General features: G+C 35.1%; 13 protein-coding genes. 6 read left to right on the forward strand and 7 right to left on the reverse strand.

Annotated elements, in window-relative coordinates; translation table 11 throughout:
• Positions 1-21: 21 nt before the first annotated feature.
• The 3 genes from Q4503_RS14735 to Q4503_RS14745 all read right to left on the reverse strand — a co-directional run bounded on the left by Q4503_RS14735 (position 22) and on the right by Q4503_RS14745 (position 2,823).
• Positions 22-483, reverse strand: coding sequence for a DUF1456 family protein (locus Q4503_RS14735; RefSeq protein ID WP_303602732.1), 462 nt, complete (start codon positions 481-483; stop codon positions 22-24).
• 101 nt (positions 484-584) lie between these two features.
• Entirely contained in the window at positions 585-1,856 is a 1,272-nt protein-coding gene (locus Q4503_RS14740; protein ID WP_303602733.1) for an O-acetylhomoserine aminocarboxypropyltransferase/cysteine synthase family protein, read from the reverse strand.
• A gap of 274 nt (positions 1,857-2,130) precedes the next feature.
• Positions 2,131-2,823, reverse strand: coding sequence for a glutathione S-transferase (locus Q4503_RS14745; protein ID WP_252727324.1), 693 nt, complete (start codon positions 2,821-2,823; stop codon positions 2,131-2,133).
• Between the two features lie 216 nt (positions 2,824-3,039).
• Here Q4503_RS14745 and Q4503_RS14750 point away from each other — a divergent pair, with 216 nt between their 5' ends.
• The 3 genes from Q4503_RS14750 to Q4503_RS14760 all read left to right on the forward strand — a co-directional run bounded on the left by Q4503_RS14750 (position 3,040) and on the right by Q4503_RS14760 (position 6,017).
• Complete coding sequence (locus Q4503_RS14750; protein ID WP_215971445.1) at positions 3,040-3,600, forward strand: NUDIX domain-containing protein; 561 nt, start codon at positions 3,040-3,042, stop codon at positions 3,598-3,600.
• 75 nt (positions 3,601-3,675) lie between these two features.
• Positions 3,676-4,662 carry a cytochrome-c peroxidase gene (locus Q4503_RS14755; protein WP_215971446.1) on the forward strand — a complete coding sequence of 329 codons (987 nt, stop codon included), beginning with the start codon at positions 3,676-3,678 and terminating at the stop codon, positions 4,660-4,662.
• Positions 4,663-4,667: 5 nt separating this feature from the next.
• Positions 4,668-6,017, forward strand: a complete 1,350-nt coding sequence (locus Q4503_RS14760; RefSeq protein ID WP_215971447.1) for a GGDEF domain-containing protein — start codon at positions 4,668-4,670, stop codon at positions 6,015-6,017.
• 38 nt (positions 6,018-6,055) lie between these two features.
• Here Q4503_RS14760 and Q4503_RS14765 read toward each other — a convergent pair whose 3' ends face one another.
• A complete protein-coding gene (locus tag Q4503_RS14765) occupies positions 6,056-6,934 on the reverse strand; it encodes an AraC family transcriptional regulator (RefSeq protein ID WP_215971448.1) in 879 nt (292 codons plus the stop codon).
• Positions 6,935-7,070: 136 nt separating this feature from the next.
• On the opposite strand from Q4503_RS14765, the gene Q4503_RS14770 reads away from it, so the two are divergent.
• On the forward strand, positions 7,071-9,155 hold the full coding sequence (locus Q4503_RS14770; protein WP_303602734.1) for a TonB-dependent receptor: 2,085 nt from the start codon (positions 7,071-7,073) through the stop codon (positions 9,153-9,155).
• Positions 9,155-10,300 carry a PepSY domain-containing protein gene (locus Q4503_RS14775; protein WP_215971450.1) on the forward strand — a complete coding sequence of 382 codons (1,146 nt, stop codon included), beginning with the start codon at positions 9,155-9,157 and terminating at the stop codon, positions 10,298-10,300. The genes Q4503_RS14770 and Q4503_RS14775 overlap by 1 nt, the downstream gene beginning before the upstream one ends.
• Before the next feature lie 137 nt (positions 10,301-10,437).
• Here the strand turns inward: Q4503_RS14775 and Q4503_RS14780 are convergent, their stop codons facing one another.
• The 3 genes from Q4503_RS14780 to nagK all read right to left on the reverse strand — a co-directional run bounded on the left by Q4503_RS14780 (position 10,438) and on the right by nagK (position 13,820).
• A complete protein-coding gene (locus Q4503_RS14780) occupies positions 10,438-11,160 on the reverse strand; it encodes a DUF1499 domain-containing protein (protein WP_303602735.1) in 723 nt (240 codons plus the stop codon).
• Between the two features lie 321 nt (positions 11,161-11,481).
• On the reverse strand, positions 11,482-12,870 hold the full coding sequence (locus Q4503_RS14785) for an alkaline phosphatase (protein WP_303602736.1): 1,389 nt from the start codon (positions 12,868-12,870) through the stop codon (positions 11,482-11,484).
• 56 nt (positions 12,871-12,926) lie between these two features.
• Positions 12,927-13,820, reverse strand: coding sequence for an N-acetylglucosamine kinase (gene nagK / locus Q4503_RS14790; protein WP_303602737.1), 894 nt, complete (start codon positions 13,818-13,820; stop codon positions 12,927-12,929).
• A 507-nt stretch (positions 13,821-14,327) separates the two neighbouring features.
• On the opposite strand from nagK, the gene Q4503_RS14795 reads away from it, so the two are divergent.
• Positions 14,328-17,024 carry a TonB-dependent receptor gene (locus Q4503_RS14795; protein ID WP_303602738.1) on the forward strand — a complete coding sequence of 899 codons (2,697 nt, stop codon included), beginning with the start codon at positions 14,328-14,330 and terminating at the stop codon, positions 17,022-17,024.
• The last annotated feature ends 43 nt before the right edge of the window (positions 17,025-17,067 follow it).

The raw sequence follows: 17,067 nt of genomic DNA on the forward strand, positions 1-17,067 counted from the left end.
TATTAAAGAGAGGTTAGCAAACTATTGTTGTGCTTGTATTTTTAACCCATTTAGAAAAGTTGAAAGTACATCATCACTGCAGTCTCTGTAGTGCTTATGGTTTACATTTCTAAAAAAAGCACTTAGCTCATATTTACCTAAGCTTAAACCGGCTAATTCAAGAATATTAATAACATCATCAGCTTTAAGTCCAAAGGCTATTTTTAGCTTATTAAAAATAGCATTATTTGTTAATACTTGCTCAGCTTGACGTTGAGGCGTATCGTCCTTAGCACCTCTTTTCTCAGTGATTAAACCATTTAAAAAGCTTGCTAATTCGCTATCAGAGAGTACTTGATAAGCACTGTCATTTTTCTCTTTGAAAAAATCGGCTAACTGTTCTTGGGTAAGAACACATTCCCCTAGCGCAAATACGACAAGTATTTTTTCATCATTAAAATTTAAAATCGTACTGATACGACGAAGAAGGTCATTATTTATCATTAATTTGCCCAGAGCTGTAAAAATAGTGAAAGTGCTTATAGTATAACGGCTATCAACCTATAAGCGCTATCACATTCATACAATATGCTCGATTACATTACTTAAGCTTTTGCTAACGCTTGTTCAATATCGGCAATAATATCGTCAATATGTTCAATACCCACAGATATTCTAACAAGATCTTCAGAAACACCCGCAGATTTAAGCTCTTTGTCATTTAACTGTCGATGTGTCGTCGATGCAGGGTGACACGCAAGTGATTTTGCATCACCAATGTTGACTAAGCGTAAAATCATACCAAGAGCATCGATAAATCGCCCACCAGCTTCACTACCACCTTTAATACCAAAACTTAAGATACCTGACGCTTGACCATTAGTAACAGTTTGGCAAAGTGCATTATAAGGACTTTCAGGTAAAGCAGCATAATTAACCCAATTTACTTTTTCATGGTTGCTCAGATATTTAGCGACCTTAAGTGCATTTTCACAATGGCGCTCCATGCGTAAGCATAAAGTTTCAAGACCTTGCATGATCAAAAATGAACTATGTGGTGATAAAGCAGCACCTGTATTTCTAAGTGGTACTACACGACAACGACCAATATATGCTGCTGCGCCTAATGCTTCAGTATAAACAACATCATGATATGAAGGATCTGGTTCATTTAACATTGGAAATCTATTTTTATTTGCAACCCAATCAAATTTTCCTGAGTCAACAATAATGCCGCCAATAGTTGTACCGTGACCACCAATATATTTAGTTAATGAGTGAACAACAATATCCGCACCATGCTCAAACGGACGACACAAAGCTGGACTTGCAACGGTATTATCAACAATTAACGGCACACCATGTTTGTGTGCAATTTTAGCGAGTCCTTCAAGATCGATAATATTACCCGCTGGGTTACCAATAGATTCACAAAAAACGGCTTTTGTATTCTCATCAATTAAGTTATCAAATGAAGCTAAATCATCACCTGAAGCAAACTTTACTTCTATGCCTTGTCTTGGCAAGGTATGTGCGAATAAATTATAAGTACCACCATAAAGCTGACTAGTACTGATAATATTATCACCTGCTGATGTAATAGCTTGAATAGCATAGGTAATTGCCGACATACCCGAAGCAACAGCTAACCCTGCAATACCACCTTCCATTTGAGAAACGCGTTGTTCCAATACATCCGTTGTTGGATTCATAATACGCGTATATATATTACCTGGAACTTTTAAGTCAAATAAATCAGCACCGTGTTGTGTGCTATCAAAAGTATAAGAAGTTGTTTGATATATAGGTGTTGTTGCAGCCTTGGTTGTGGTTTCAGAGTCATATCCATGGTGCAGTGCTAAAGAGGCTAGTTTCATAAAATTCCCTAATTGATGTTATTATAATTGGAGTTAATCTATCTTAATGCTCGTAAAATTTAAATAAAAACTCATATCTATTAGCCATAAGATATATGAATAGTCACTTTGAACTTGACTCAGGATCCTATGCGCATACAGATAAACTCAGGAGATTTCGTATTATGTAACCAACGAAATGACAAGCACAATGACCTACGTAGTGACGAGTAGGAAATTATGATCACGTCAAGTCAGAGAATAACGAAAGTAATGCGCTACCCAGTATCAGATATTAACCAAAAACAACAGTCTCATCATTATCTAGCCATAGCGGATACTTAAACATAACTTTTGAAAACATCGGACTTTGTAAATAATGGTTAAGCCATTGTCGGATTTTGGGATAAGGCGCTTGTAAATACCATTGACGCTCTACTCTGGCAAACTGCCGTATAAAAGGTAACAACGCGATATCTGCTAAACTCTCTTTATCAGACATAATAAATGCATGACAATTTAACCGCTCTTCTATCATTTTTAGGTGATTTTCACAGGCATATCGGCATTCAGTAATATTATCTTCGTGATACCGTTTAGCGCATCGATATGCTTCGAGCTTCGTCTTAAATTCCTGATCGAAAATAGCAATTAACCTAAGCATTTCGTCCAGCTTATTCGTACCTGTATTAACTTGTTGGTTATGCAAAAGATCGTCAGGATCACTCTGCTTTAAAGCCCACAACATAATATCTAAACTTTCATCGATTACGGTTGGTACTTTTTTATCTAACACCAAAACAGGCACAGTACCTTTAGGCGATACTAGGAGCATTTCATCGGGTTTATTACTTAACACAATATCGCGTAATTCAATAGGTTGCTTGGATTTAAATACGGCTATTCTGGCTCGCATAGCATACGGACAGTTTCTAAGGGAATAAAGTATAGGAAGGTTATTCATTACGGATATATTATCTGTTGTCATTTTATTTCCTCATACTTTTACTAGCTAATGTTTTTTCAATGGGCTTATACCATCAAATTGTATCAACATTATTAATCAAAACAATTTAGACATAATAATATAATGGCAGTACGTCGTAAAAAATTAACAACATTTCCTAGCTAAGCAAGTACAATAGCAATCTTTTAAACATGAATATTTATAATGTAACCATTTGAAAAACCATTTAGAGATTTTATGCATTTATTAAAACGAGTTGTTCATCATGCTATTGAAGAACAAAACTTAACACCTGCTCACCCTAAAAGCTTTACTCGAATTGCCACCAGAGCAATAGTCATAAAAGACAAAAAAATATTATTAATGTTTACTGAGCGTTATAACGATTACTCATTACCTGGTGGCGGTGTTGACCAAGGTGAAGCTTTAATTGATGGTTTAAAGCGAGAGTTAAGTGAAGAAACCGGTGCATTAGAGATAAACAACATAAACCCTTTTGGCTTATACGAAGAGTATCGCCCACATAATAGCCAAAAACACTTTCCAAACTGTACTATTATGCATATGCTTTCATATTGTTATGTCTGTGAGATAGCAGACCAATTAGGCGAAAATAAATTAGAAGATTATGAAGTAAATAATGGTATGCAAGTACGCTGGGTTTCAATAGATGAAGCTATTAAGCATAATAAAGAGACCATGAAAAATGATGAAAAGCAAGGGCTATCCATTCAGCGTGAAACGTATTTATTGCAAAAAATTAAAGCCCAAATTATTAATAGTAAACCTGATGCTTAATAGCAATCACAAATAGAACTAACGACTCTAAACATATTGTTTACCTATTTATTGAGATAAGTAACTAATAAAGTTTTGAGTTATATTTACTTAAGCACTAATAAGCTTGAAAAAATCAATATATATAGCATACTTACTCAATTAAATAATTTATTAAGAACTCACGCCTTGACCTATTTTTATTTAAAATCATATTTCACAAAGCTTATTGTGATTGTGGTTCTAGCCTCTATTGCTTTTCAGTCTCTTGCTAGTGAGCCAATTCTACCTATTTTAAAAAAAAAGCATCTCAACAATAAAAAATTTGAGCTCGGTAAATTATTATTTGTAGATACAAGGTTATCCAAGAATCAGGATAGGTCTTGCCATTCCTGCCATAACTTAGCATTAGGTGGAGCTGATGGTTTAAAAAAGCCTGTTAATCTAGCGTTTAATTCTCCTACCATTTTAAATGTCAGTAAAAATTATTATATTGGATGGAAAGGTGAATATAGCCAATTAAAGCCTCAACTAGAAATGATACTTCAAAAGCCTGATGTAATGGGTACAGATTGGGCATTTGTAATACCCGCATTTAAAAAAGATCAGTTATATTCAAAACTATTCTCCTCTATTTATAACTACGGTATTTCAAAAGAAAATATTATCGATGCCATTTTATACTATGAAAGCAACTTAATTTTGCCTTCAAAGTTTGATGAATTTCTTTTAGGTGATAATGATGCAATAAGCTTATCAGCCAAACAAGGCTATAATAACTTTAAAGATTATGGCTGTGCATCGTGTCATCAAGGAGCCAACGTTGGCGGAAATATTTTTCAAGAACTTGGCGTAGTTCTTCCTTACAAAGGTATTATTGGTCAATACAAAACGGAGAAATTACGTGTTCCTTCATTGAGAAATGTTGCAAAAACAGCTCCTTACTTTAGCGATGGTACGGTTAAATCACTAAAAAAAGCAATTGAAATAATGGCCAAGCATCAACTTGGACAAAAACTAACAGATACAGAAATTGATCAAATCGCTGATTTTTTAAAGTCACTCGATAGTATTATGGAGTGATATGCATGAAAAAAACTAAATTAATATTTGTCCTCATTATTTTATCTTTTTCTCTTATCTTAGCTATTTACGGTGCTTACCATCGATATAGTAATCTCAAAAACACTATGGAAATACAAGATAGCATTCTTCAATTAGTAGAATTAAAGTCTGCTAATGCTGAGTGGGATATCGAATTGAATAGAATTCACAGTGATAACATTCCTCACTTTGATTTAGTCAACAGTGCCGCGGTAAAATATGAAAAAGAAATGATGCTATTTCTAAATAAAACCGCCAATTTTAAAAAATCAATTCAAGAATCTACAGCCGACCTAGTTATTTTATCATCGATGAAAAAACAGAGTATGAACGACTACTTATCAGAAGTTGCTGTTACTAGAAATTCTTTAAAATTTTTAGATACTTTATTGTTTTTTCTACATTCTCAATATCAAAATGACGAAAATATTCTTAGGTTTCTGACTTACGCACAGCACAGGCTAACAACTTTAATTGCGTCAAATCAAAATATTCATCTTAAAGAACAAAAAAAGCCGGCTGAATGCCAACAATGTACTTTGGAGCAAAATGAGGCTATTTTCAAAGTTAACCAACATTTAGAGCTTTTAAAAGAGCAAGTGTTATTATCTCACAAAGCTAGGGAGGCTTTTTATAATCCTGAATATGAAGCTCTATCAACAAACCTCTTTGATGAGTTATCGTCTATCTATGTAGAAGCAGACATGGTTCATCAAACCATTCAAACTAAAGTGCTCATGTTTACGGCTATATTGGTAATAATAATAGTTATACTCTTAATACTATTATATTGGTTATATCGGACCATAGACGGACACCGAACTACTGGTATTACAGACCCTCTCACAGGTCTGTATAACCGAAAAAAACTATTTGAAAATTTAAAAAATTTGATACCTTCACATAAAAAATCAAATAGTAAATTAGCATTACTTTTCATTGATTTAGATGGCTTTAAAAGTGTCAATGACACTCATGGTCATGACATAGGCGACAAACTACTACAATTATTATCGGAACGATTAACAAGTAGCGTAAGAAAACAAGATTCTATTTACCGAATAGGTGGTGATGAGTTTATAATTCTTGTACAAGAATTAAATAGGTTAGAAGATGCAGAGTCTATAGCACAAAGTATACTAACGAAATGTAATAAACCCTATTTACTAGATAAGAACAACTGTAACGTAACACTGAGCATTGGTGTTAGCCTCTTTCCGGATCATACTGAAGAGCCAAATAAATTACTTAAATATGCTGATGAAGCAATGTATAAATCAAAAAGAAATGGCAAAGGTATAGTGACAACATGGCATAGTGACATATGTTCTTGATCAAAAAATATATACAAAAAAACGCTTAAAAATTACTGTTATTTATTTAGCATTGACCAAGTTTTAGGCGCACTGCCATTTAAACGCCTAAAGGCTGCAGAAAATTTACTGGGATTTGAATAACCAACAATCATTGACGTTTCAGTAACACTATACCCCTTAAGTAATAGGTCTTTAGCAATTACCATTCTCCGCATAGTAATGTACTCAAAAGGTGCATAACCAGTAGCACTTCGAAAAGAACGAGTAAATGTACGAATATCTAAATTGACATATTTAGCAAGAGCACTAACACGAATATCTGAATAAATTTGACTATTAATATACTCAAGTGCACGCTTTAGCAGCTTATCAGAAAGAGGTTTAACTAATTGGGTAACGGTTTTTTTAGCTCGATAATTAGCTAGCTGCTTTAAAACAATAAGTAAGCCGTGCTCAAAAAACGCACTAGTTAACCCATTAACTTCAGCATCACGCCATAAAGCCGTTAACACAGAGGTTAATAAAGGATCTTTATGAAACACTGATGCCGCAGACATAAAATCTTCAATAATAAACTTTTCATTAAGATTCTCCTCTAGGGAAGAAAGATCTATAGCAATGCCTAACATAGATGTGCCTGAACAATATATTTCTGATTTAGAATTGGGCAATGCAATCAAAACATCTCCTGTTCGAATAACTCCTTCTAAGTTCGCCTCATTTGAAAAACGTCCAAACTTACTTACACCTGAAGTGCATAAATTAATCATAAAACGAGAACTAGGCTCTTGAATTTGTTCAAATGCATCAAATTGTGCATGTGCTATTTGTGCAATGCCATTAGGACTGCTAAGCGATAATGATGGTTTTACACCATACTTTGCTAATCGATGATTAAAGTCATCATGCTCTTGCTGCCACGTTTTAATACTCATCAAAAATTAATTCCTAAATGATTACGCAAATGGAGTGATATCCCCCTATTTGGAGTGGTATCAAAAATCCAAACATCTTACAATGAATGATAATTATTCGCAATTGAGTAATATAATTAAATATAAAGGAAGGGAAATGAAGTTACTACCATGCTTAAGTGTTTGTGTGGCAATGATTGTAAATTGCTCATCAGCATATTCACAAGAGATTGAAGAAAATACAAATAAAGAAGAAAAAGAAAAAACAGAGCGAATTATTATTACAGGTGAATTGATTGAACGATCTATATATCAAACGGCAAATAGCACAGAAATATTAGATGAATCAATACTTCAAAATCGTGCGGGTTTAAATACAGTGCGCGATATATTAAATTCAGCAGCAAACGTTTCCGTTGTAACAGGCACAGGTAAAGCGCCTACTGTTCGTGGTGTTGATGGAACAGGAGCCTCTGAAAACGCTAATGCATTTTTTGCAGGTAGTCGCTCACGTTTAAGTTGGCAAATAGATAACCGCCCAGCAAGCTATAACGAAATTGTTTTTGGTGATATAGGTATATTTGACCTTAGCCGTATTGAAGTACTTAAAGGCGCACAAAGTACTTTAATTGGTAGAAATGCAATTGCGGGCACTGTCATTATAAAGACTAATGATCCAAGTTTTAATAATGAAGCAGTAATACAATTAGCAACTGGCAACTATCAACAACGTAGAACATCAGCAATGATCAACGCACCGATTATTGAAGATCAAGTAGCAATTCGTCTTTCTGGTGATTTGTACAAACGAGAGTCTCCTGTTAATTATACATCATACGAGGGTGTCGATAATCCAGGTGAAGTAAATGCCTTATCTTTACGAGGAAAGGTACTCATCACGCCTGACTTTTCTCCAGGTAGCGAGTTATTATTAACATTTTCTCAAACTGATTATACAGCGCCTAATAGTGAAATAATAACCAAACCCTTTGACGATAAGTTATCTAACTTTCCACAACAGCCTGTACATAACCCAAAAACTACTTCTGTGGCAGCAGATTTTAAAACTGACATTTCAGACACGACACGCTTAACATTTAGTACCTCAACAACACAATTTAAATTTAAACGTAAAGCCGCTCCAAACTCGAGTAATGCGACGATAGAGACTACGGAAATAGTACTAGAGCCAAGAATTTATTATGAAACAGATTCAGGGTTATCTACCGTGAGTGGTTTGTATTACCATCAAGCAGATCAAGATGAATTTATTGAATTTTTCGGTGGGCAAAATTTTAAAGATAAATCCGATACTATAGCCGCATACAATGAAACGGTGTTACCACTCAATCAGAACATTGATCTTTCTTTCGGGCTACGTTACGAACAAGAACATCATCAACGTAATGGTGGTGACCCTACAGGAGAATTAGTCTCTATTTTTGTCGATGAAACTTATCGTGCTTTATTACCTAAGTTAGGTGTGAATTTGCAGCAAAACGAAACAACTAGTTGGGGAGCTCAAATTTCACGAGGCTACAATGCGGGTGGTGGCGGAATTACGTTTACCTTCCCTATTGTTAATTACGAATATGATGCTGAATATGTATGGACATCTGAACTTTATGGACGCCAAGAGTTTTTAGATGGTGATCTATTTTTAACACAAAATATTTTTTATTCTAGCTACAAAGACATGCAATTACCATTTGACCTAACACCAGATGACTCTAGAGATGAAGCATTTGTTGTGCGTAATGCTGATCGTGTTGAAACAAGTGGTATAGAGCTAAGTGCTACATTATCCGTAACACCTAGTTTTAACGTGTTTATGAACCTTGGTTTATTGAATACTAACATCAGTAAATATCCAGGCTCAGGCATTGAGGGAAATGAGTTATTAACTGCCCCGAGTATAACGTCGAATTTAGGTTTTTCTTGGACCCATAACCAATGGTCGGCAAGCATGGTAACTAGCTCTACGAATGGTTATTTTACAGATGTTAATAATAGGGATAACGCGAAGACCAAGAGTTATATCATCGCTGATGCAAAAATCTCTTATGATTTCGAATATATACGAATTTATGGCTCTATTAAAAATATCGGTGATATAGATAGTTCTGTAGCGCGTTATCCAGGTAAAGCACCTGAAGGAAGTGAGCAACCAGATAGCGCTTTTGATAACGCAGTATTAGTACAACCAAGAAGCTTCATTTTGGGCGTTGAGGCTCAATTCTAATGTTTATATCAGCTCGAAAAACGTTGATTTTTTTACATGGATGGTTAGGTAGCTTGTCGGCAATATTTATTATACTCGTTGCCGGCTCTGGAGCTATGCTTGCTTTTGTAGGCCAACTATTTTTAGTGCAGTACGGTGATATACTACGAGCAAGCCCTCCCACTCAAACGACACAAATCGTCAGTGTAACTCAGTTGATTGATACGGCAAAAACAGGATATAAAGACCAGTTTCAAACGATAGGCGTTTTAATGCCGCACAGTAGAGTCGACGATGTTGAAACCGCAATGGTATTTGGTATGCCTTCTGGCTCAGACGCCATAGATGGTATAAGAATGCTGAGTGTTGACCCATGGATAGCAAAGTTTAAAGGAGACTTTCCTTTAAATGGTGCTTTTGCACATGAATTAATTGATTTTCATCATTCATTTTTACTCGGTAATACAGGCATTATTTTTGTGTGTATTTTATCTATATTGTTATTGTTTTTTGTTATTACCGGGATTTATTTATGGTGTTTAAAACAAGGAACAACGTGGGAAAAATTAACGCGCATAGATTTTCGTCGTGACATAAAAAAGATCTGTTTTACTTGGCATTTATGGCTTGGTGCTTGGAGTGCATTATTTATCGTTTATTTTTGCTTAACCGGTCTAGCTTTAGCTAAACCCGCTTGGTTTTCTCCTTTGTTATCGCCTCCCACTTATGAAGTACCTGACAGTGCAGGGTTTGAAAAAACTTGTCATGAAACTATAACCCCCTCTGACGCGGAAATGGCTGGGATAAAAGCATTTCCAACGAAAGAGTTAGCGATATTTTTTCTTCCTAACAAAAAAAATGGTCCTTATATGTTGACGTATAGATCAAGTAAAGATAACAACAAACGTGACGGTGACAGCCGTATATTTGTTCATAGTTCATGTAAAAACTTGGTCTATATTGAAAACGCTGAAACATTAAGCCTTTCGGCTCAAGCAACCGGAATGCTTCTCTCTTTACATGGCGGATATAGCTTTGGAAAACTTGGCGGAAGTATACTTGTTTTGTTAACCGGTTTGAGTCTTGTTATCTTATCTGGCACAGGGTTAGTAACATTTCTTACGCGTAAAATAAAACGTAAACGACAAATAGGTAATTTTGAGTAATGAATAAAATCAGAATTAACGCGCCATGGTACTTTTAACAAACACAAGTTGATCACGGCTTAGTTAAGTTTTCTTAAATATAAAAGGCTGTTGTTAATAATAACAACAGCCTTTTTAATATCATATTTATCCACTGATTAGTTAACGTTAAATACAGTGATGAATTTTTTTATACGCTCGGCATTGGCACCAAGATCAGTACCACCAACACGCGAGATTGAACGTAAATCAATCTTGCTCCCCGTCTCAGTTTGTTGAACGCGGATAGCGATATCGTCTTTAAACGCCCACAATGAAGTAGTATCTACCGCTTCAATTCTACCTTCATCTTGATTCTTAGCAACAATTTCCCAACCTAAACCCATTGCCGTATCAACAGCTTTAGTAAACACTTGCTCAGTACTAAATTCTGATAGAATAGATTGTAATTCAGGGTAAGCTGCCTGCTGCAACGGTGCGAGTTTTTCACAATCATAATCTAATGGATTACTCGTATCACCACGTAATGCAATAATCACATCAAATGCAGGTAAGTTAACCGTATCAGTACTTACTTGGTGCAAGAATGGTAAAGATTTAGCTTTAGCTGCTTGCTTTGATAGCCCTATTACCGGAATTGCTAATAATAAAGCAACAACTACGCAGGTTTTAGCAACCTCTTTTTGTTTTTTAAATAAGGCAAATAAAGTGACCAATATCGCGATTAAAAATACCGCAATACTAACATAGCCAGTATATTTAATTATTTGAAAAGAGACACCCATCGACCAAAGCTGTAGACGATATGCAATAACCGCAATAGGGAAGCCAAGCAATAAAGGGATTACCATAAATTTACAAAATTTTGAGATGGTATTCATAACCATTATATTTCCTTAATCTACTGTTATATTGATTTAACTAACCTAAGCTTAATGGCCAAAAACTTATCCATAGAGCTCAACTCAGATTTAAAAGCACATTGTTGAATTAGTATTTATTAACATAGCCACTATTTACTCGGGCTTGTGTGGGGTATTTAAACGTATTTATAGCAGAAGTGCTATTTATATTGGTAAGAGTTATTCATTTATTGATAACTGTTTTCAAAAAATTGATCGTTTTAATTAGAATATTATTATAAATAATGGGGAGTTAAACCTCCCCATTGCATGTAACTTAGCGTCTTAGGTTAATTAATCTTATTTACCTAACAAGGTGAAAATTTTGTTCGCAATATCAATATTATTATTTAACCCTATAAATTCTTTACTATGTGACCCAAAAGCAAAAACAGGTACATCTATCGCAGTATGCGCCGAAGTAGTCCATCCTGTATTCGTTCTCTGATCAGCGATAAGCTTTATTGCATTATATAGCTCGGTATTAACTTGACTCGCATCTTTATCTTTATATGGATTTCCCTTATCATCAGCCTCTTTACTCTCTATTTGTGTATGCTGTTTAATCATACGCAAAGATGTTAACTCTTCATCGGTAAGCTCAAAGTTAAATAATAACTGGGTAGATTCTGCTGTTACTTCTTCATCCGTTAGTTTATTCGCAATAAATTTAGGGGAATGCTTCATGATTTTTAACGTTTCAGGTTTCCATTCATAAGTACCATTCGCCCCTATCGTTAAACCACCAGTGCTATGATCTGCGGTTACAACCACTAAAGTATCAGGGTTATTTTTAACATACTGCTCAAAATATTCTAACGTTTTAGCTAAATCATCCATCTCGCCCATAGCAGCCACAATATCATTACTATGTCCGCCCCAGTCAACTTGACTAGCTTCTACAAGTAAGAAAAAACCGTTTTCGTTATCTAATTGTTTAACCGCTGCTTTTGCCATTACAGATAAACGATTTGGAATCACATCATCCAGCGCCCAAGGCAAACCGACATCTGCAAATAAACCAATAACAGGTTGGTTTGATTCAATCGTATCTAATTGTTGATATTTATCTATATATTGAAACCCTGCGCTTTTAAATTCATCTACTAATTGTCTATCTTCACGCAAAAAGTATTTCCAACCACCACCCAACATAACATCCATTTTGAAGAGCCCATTTAGTTTTTCATCATAATAACTATCTGCAATTTCATTATAATTTTGTCGACTTTCATTATGAGATAAATAGCTTGCTGGCGTAGCATGGTTTATCTGGCTTGTTACAACAACACCCGTTTTTTTACCTAGTTTTTTTGCAAACTCTAAAACCGTTTCAACCGGTTTTTTATTTACATCTACTCCAATCGCACCATTGTAACTTTTTACCCCCGCTGATAAAGCAGTAGCACCCGCAGCGGAGTCAGTTACATAACCAGACACCAAGGCAGGATATGTACTACTTGACCCAACTAAATGACGATCAAATACTGTTTGTTCTACGTTTGCAGTATTCAAGTTATCACGATAGTAACGATAGGCTGTGATATACGCAGGCCCCATACCATCTCCAACAACCATAATAATGTTTTTAGGTGAGGAATAAGTTGCTACTTCCTCTGTTAATACATTTTGGTTACTACACGCAGATATACCCATCATTGCTAGAGCAATCACTATACTTTTTTTCATTTTCTGTCCCACTATATAAAGATTAGTTAAGTTAAAATTTATTAAATTGCATCAATTTAGCAAGCGATACTATCTTGCTGCTGAGCAAAAAATATTGCTCCTATCTCCGGAGGGCTCAAAGGGGGAGATAACATATCTTGCACATCAGCAGCTAACCAAGGAATAAGTAATGGGCTCAAACCACCTAGCATAGAAATACGTGGAGGGTTATTGTTCATTAATAACTTCGCCATTTTATTAATATAGTCAGCACCTTCATTCACTAGTTTTAAAGCAAATTCATTATTATTATTAGCAGCATTAAAAACAATACCCGCAAACTGAGCATAAAATCCAGCTGTTTGACCCGAAGTTGCTTCCACTAGTTCAACAGCACTAGAAATATTTATCTGTTCTCTGATTTTACTACTCATAACAGATGAATCAATAATACCGTCAAGTTCAAGCAATGCATATTGAACGGCTTTTAATCCAAACCATGACCCACTGCACTTATCACCTTGCGGAAATCCATGAGCACCAACAACCATAGTTTTATTATCCACATACGAGAAGCCACAAGAGCCTGTTCCAGTAATCATTACAGCGCCATCATCACCATTATGGGCACCTAAACAAGCGATTAATATGTCAGTTGTTAAATAAAAAACTTTAAAAGGATGCTCCCAGTCAGTTAATTGCTTATACAACATAGGTAAATTTACACCTGCAATGCCAGCTCCAACAATAAGATCACTTAATTGAACATTATCTAAATGCGCATTTTCAAGTGCTAATCTAGCGGACTCAACAATTGAAGCTATTGTTATATCCAAACCATTCACTGGATTAGCAGGGCCGGAAACGCCCTCTCCTAATATTTCATTATTGTTAGACACAACAATTGCTCGGCACTTAGAGCCACCGCCATCAATACCTAAAAAATATTTTTCATGTCCCATACGTTCCATTAAAACCTCATTAATTTTTCATTTTACTCGCATGTTTTTCTTTAATAACAATACAATTTTTACTCGAATCGATATGCAAACAAGACAGAAAAAGTGAACAAAAACTTAAATACCATTAAGAGACTTAACCTACCTAAAAAAAACGCAACTTACAACAATTAAATACCACAAAGGAAATTAATGATGCTGTTTTTTGAGGTATCATGATAAAAAACACTTTTAAAGCATAAAAAAACAGCTAAAAAAAACGATTAAATTCAAACACAGTACTTATTTAATATAAAAACAAAACAACCAAAACAATATAAAACCTTTAAAAACAACAAAATAAAAATAAACGAAAGAATAAAAACCAAAAAAAACAAGTAAAAAAAACCTAAATCATTGCAAAAGATAATCAAACGTGTATATTAAATCACCTAACGGTATTTAATTTAAATAAGAATTTTCGTAAAAAGAAAACAAATGTCTACTGTAGTTCCTATCAAAAATTAATTAAGGGTTAATATGAGAAATTTTAAAAAAACAAACAAATCATTAAACAAGTTTAATAAGGTCTCCGCCGCAGTTTTATTAGGGTTAATTTATAACGTATCCCCAGTAAATTCTGCTTATGCTGCTGAGAGTACAGCAGCAGAGAAAGAAGCTGAAGTTGAAACTATCAGAGTTACCGGTACTAGGCTAGTAAGTCGAAATGTGATTGTTCAGAAGCAAAACTCTGCACAAATCGTTGACTCTATAGGCCAAGATGAAATAGGTGGATTACCTGTAGGTAATGCTGCAGAGTTACTTGCACAAGTACCTGGACTTAACCCTTTTGAAGATTTAAGTGGTCGTGGTAGTGGCGGCTCAAGTGGTCCAGAAGTTCGATTTGTTAGTATTCGAGGCATACGTCCTGATTTAAATATTACCTTATTAGATGGGTTAACATTGGCAACATCAAACTTTGAAAATAGAGCCGTTTATCTTGATGCTTTTCCTGTAAACTTAGCGGCAAGAACCGATGTAATTAAAACCTTTACCCCTGAAATGAACCCTGGAGGGGTTGGTGGACAAATTAATTTTATAACCCGAAAAGGCGTAGACTTAGCAGAACCATTATTTACAGTAACAGCTGAAACGGGTGTGGCCGAAATAGATGACGCTGTACAAGGCGTAGATGATCCTTTAAGACTAGAAGCACTTTATGCTGGTCAAATTACTGAAAATATAGGCATAGCCCTATCGGGTAGTTATAACAAACGTGATCTCGGTAAACCTTCACAATTAACCCGTGGTCGTTCACGTAGTATCGATTTTCCAACCCAAGAAGATGTCAGAGTGGTTAGAGAACACAGAATACTTTCTGAATCAGCACCAACAACTCGCATAGGCTTATCAGCTAAATTAGATTGGACACCTGATGATGACACTTATCTTTGGTTTACAACAGCATACAATGACCTTGACCAAACAATTAACCATAATAAATCAGACGTACGTATTCCATCAAGTGCAGAAGGCTTAACATTAGATGCTAGCGGTCAATCAGGTACATTACGTATTGATGATTCAGATGTTGCTTTTGGAACAGGTAGATCAGCTTTTTCTGAAGTAGGTGAATTTATTAATAAAGCCGACCTTACCTTATTCCAGGCTGGTATAAACAAAATTATTAATGACGATTTTACTTTTAATGCAAAAGCAGGCTACTCTGAAGCTAATAACTCAAGAGAAGCTGAGTATTATTTATATATGAGAACAGGTGGGGTTACTGATATTGCATTTGACAGTAGTAATATCACAGAGCCTAGCCTAAGTGTTATTAGTCCATCACCTGAAAGCTACTTCGATCCTAGTCAATATAATTTACTGTACCGTAATATGTTGCCTGAGAAAGCAAAAGAAGAAGTGCTCGACGCTATTATAGATGTTGCCTACAATGCTGATATTGATGATGAAGGTTGGGGCCTAAAAACAGGTGTTCAATATAGAACAACTGAACGAAGCTATGACTTCGACTTAACAACTCATTACGATATCGCCAATGAAACCGTTGAGGGAACTGGTTTTTCTTTAAGTGATGTATTTGCTGAAAACTCAAGCGACTTATCACCTCCAGGCTCTAGCAGTGGCTTCCCTGCATTTTTTGCTGACATTAATGAAATAAACAAAACAGTTACTCCATCATTGTCTGATACTAGTATCTTTCGATTTGAGAACCTTGACTCAAATAGACTTGGCGCTGATTATGCTATAGATGAAAAAGTAGTATCACTTTTTGTTCAAGGTGTATACCAGTCAGAAAAAATCCAATCGATCTTAGGCTTCCGTTATGAGAAAACAACTACTGACGGCTCTGGCTTTAGAGAAGTAGATGGGACGTACGAAGCAAGTGAAAATAGTGGCTCTTACGACTTTATACTACCTTCACTATTAGTAAACTATAACATTCAAGATGATTTAATCTTAAGATTTGCAGCCAGTAAGACATTAGGTCGTCCAGCTTTCCCTGAAATATCGCCATCAGGAGAGCTGGAAAGTATTGGTTTACAAAATACACTTACTCGCTCTAATCCAGATCTTAAACCACGTTTATCAACTAACCTAGATTTATCATTAGAGTGGTATTTCACTTCTGATAGCATGGCTACTATAGGCTTCTTTTCTAAAGATATTAAAGATGAAATATTAGTTGAAACGTTAACTGATGTTACTATCGATGGTGTTACCTATGATGAAGTAACTCAACCTGTAAATGCTTCAAAAGCAACCATCAAAGGTGTTGAGTTAAGCTTTGTATCATATTTACCTGAGCCATATAATAGCTTTGGTATTTCTTCAAATGCTATTTTTATGGATACTACATTTGATACCAAAGGTGAAAGAGGTAAAGTTGATTTCTTACTTTATCAACCTGATTCAATTGTAAATGTTTCATTACTTTATACTGATGATAATTTCGATGCGAGTCTTTCATTAAACAGAACAGCTGAATTACCGACTGTATTTAACCCAAGTGATGCTAATGGTGATCAATATAACCAAGCTAGAACAACCTTAAGTGCGAAACTACTATATAACGTTTCAGAAAATACTAAGGTTTATATTAATGGCTCTAACTTAACATCTGAAGATAGTGTAGAAATGACGGGTGAAGGGGTTTTATACCATAACCGCATTATGGGTAGAACTGTAAACCTAGGTGTAACGCATAAGTTTTAATTGATGTTAGGCATCTTTACTATCGAGAGCTAAAGGGCTCTCG

Origin of the sequence: Colwellia sp. 6_MG-2023 (genome assembly GCF_030547765.1) — a bacterium.
Classification (GTDB): domain Bacteria; phylum Pseudomonadota; class Gammaproteobacteria; order Enterobacterales; family Alteromonadaceae; genus Colwellia.

Excerpts from the sequence above, each read along its gene's own strand:
- nagK (WP_303602737.1), bottom strand. The coding sequence starts at position 13,820 with ATGGAACGTATGGGACATGAAAAATATTTTTTAGGTATTGATGGCGGT.
- Q4503_RS14770 (WP_303602734.1), top strand. The coding sequence starts at position 7,071 with ATGAAGTTACTACCATGCTTAAGTGTTTGTGTGGCAATGATTGTAAAT.
- Q4503_RS14785 (WP_303602736.1), bottom strand. The coding sequence starts at position 12,870 with ATGAAAAAAAGTATAGTGATTGCTCTAGCAATGATGGGTATATCTGCG.
- Q4503_RS14735 (WP_303602732.1), bottom strand. The coding sequence starts at position 483 with ATGATAAATAATGACCTTCTTCGTCGTATCAGTACGATTTTAAATTTT.
- Q4503_RS14745 (WP_252727324.1), bottom strand. The coding sequence starts at position 2,823 with ATGACAACAGATAATATATCCGTAATGAATAACCTTCCTATACTTTAT.
- Q4503_RS14780 (WP_303602735.1), bottom strand. The coding sequence starts at position 11,160 with ATGAATACCATCTCAAAATTTTGTAAATTTATGGTAATCCCTTTATTG.
- Q4503_RS14775 (WP_215971450.1), top strand. The coding sequence starts at position 9,155 with ATGTTTATATCAGCTCGAAAAACGTTGATTTTTTTACATGGATGGTTA.
- Q4503_RS14760 (WP_215971447.1), top strand. The coding sequence starts at position 4,668 with ATGAAAAAAACTAAATTAATATTTGTCCTCATTATTTTATCTTTTTCT.
- Q4503_RS14740 (WP_303602733.1), bottom strand. The coding sequence starts at position 1,856 with ATGAAACTAGCCTCTTTAGCACTGCACCATGGATATGACTCTGAAACC.
- Q4503_RS14750 (WP_215971445.1), top strand. The coding sequence starts at position 3,040 with ATGCATTTATTAAAACGAGTTGTTCATCATGCTATTGAAGAACAAAAC.
- Q4503_RS14795 (WP_303602738.1), top strand. The coding sequence starts at position 14,328 with ATGAGAAATTTTAAAAAAACAAACAAATCATTAAACAAGTTTAATAAG.
- Q4503_RS14765 (WP_215971448.1), bottom strand. The coding sequence starts at position 6,934 with ATGAGTATTAAAACGTGGCAGCAAGAGCATGATGACTTTAATCATCGA.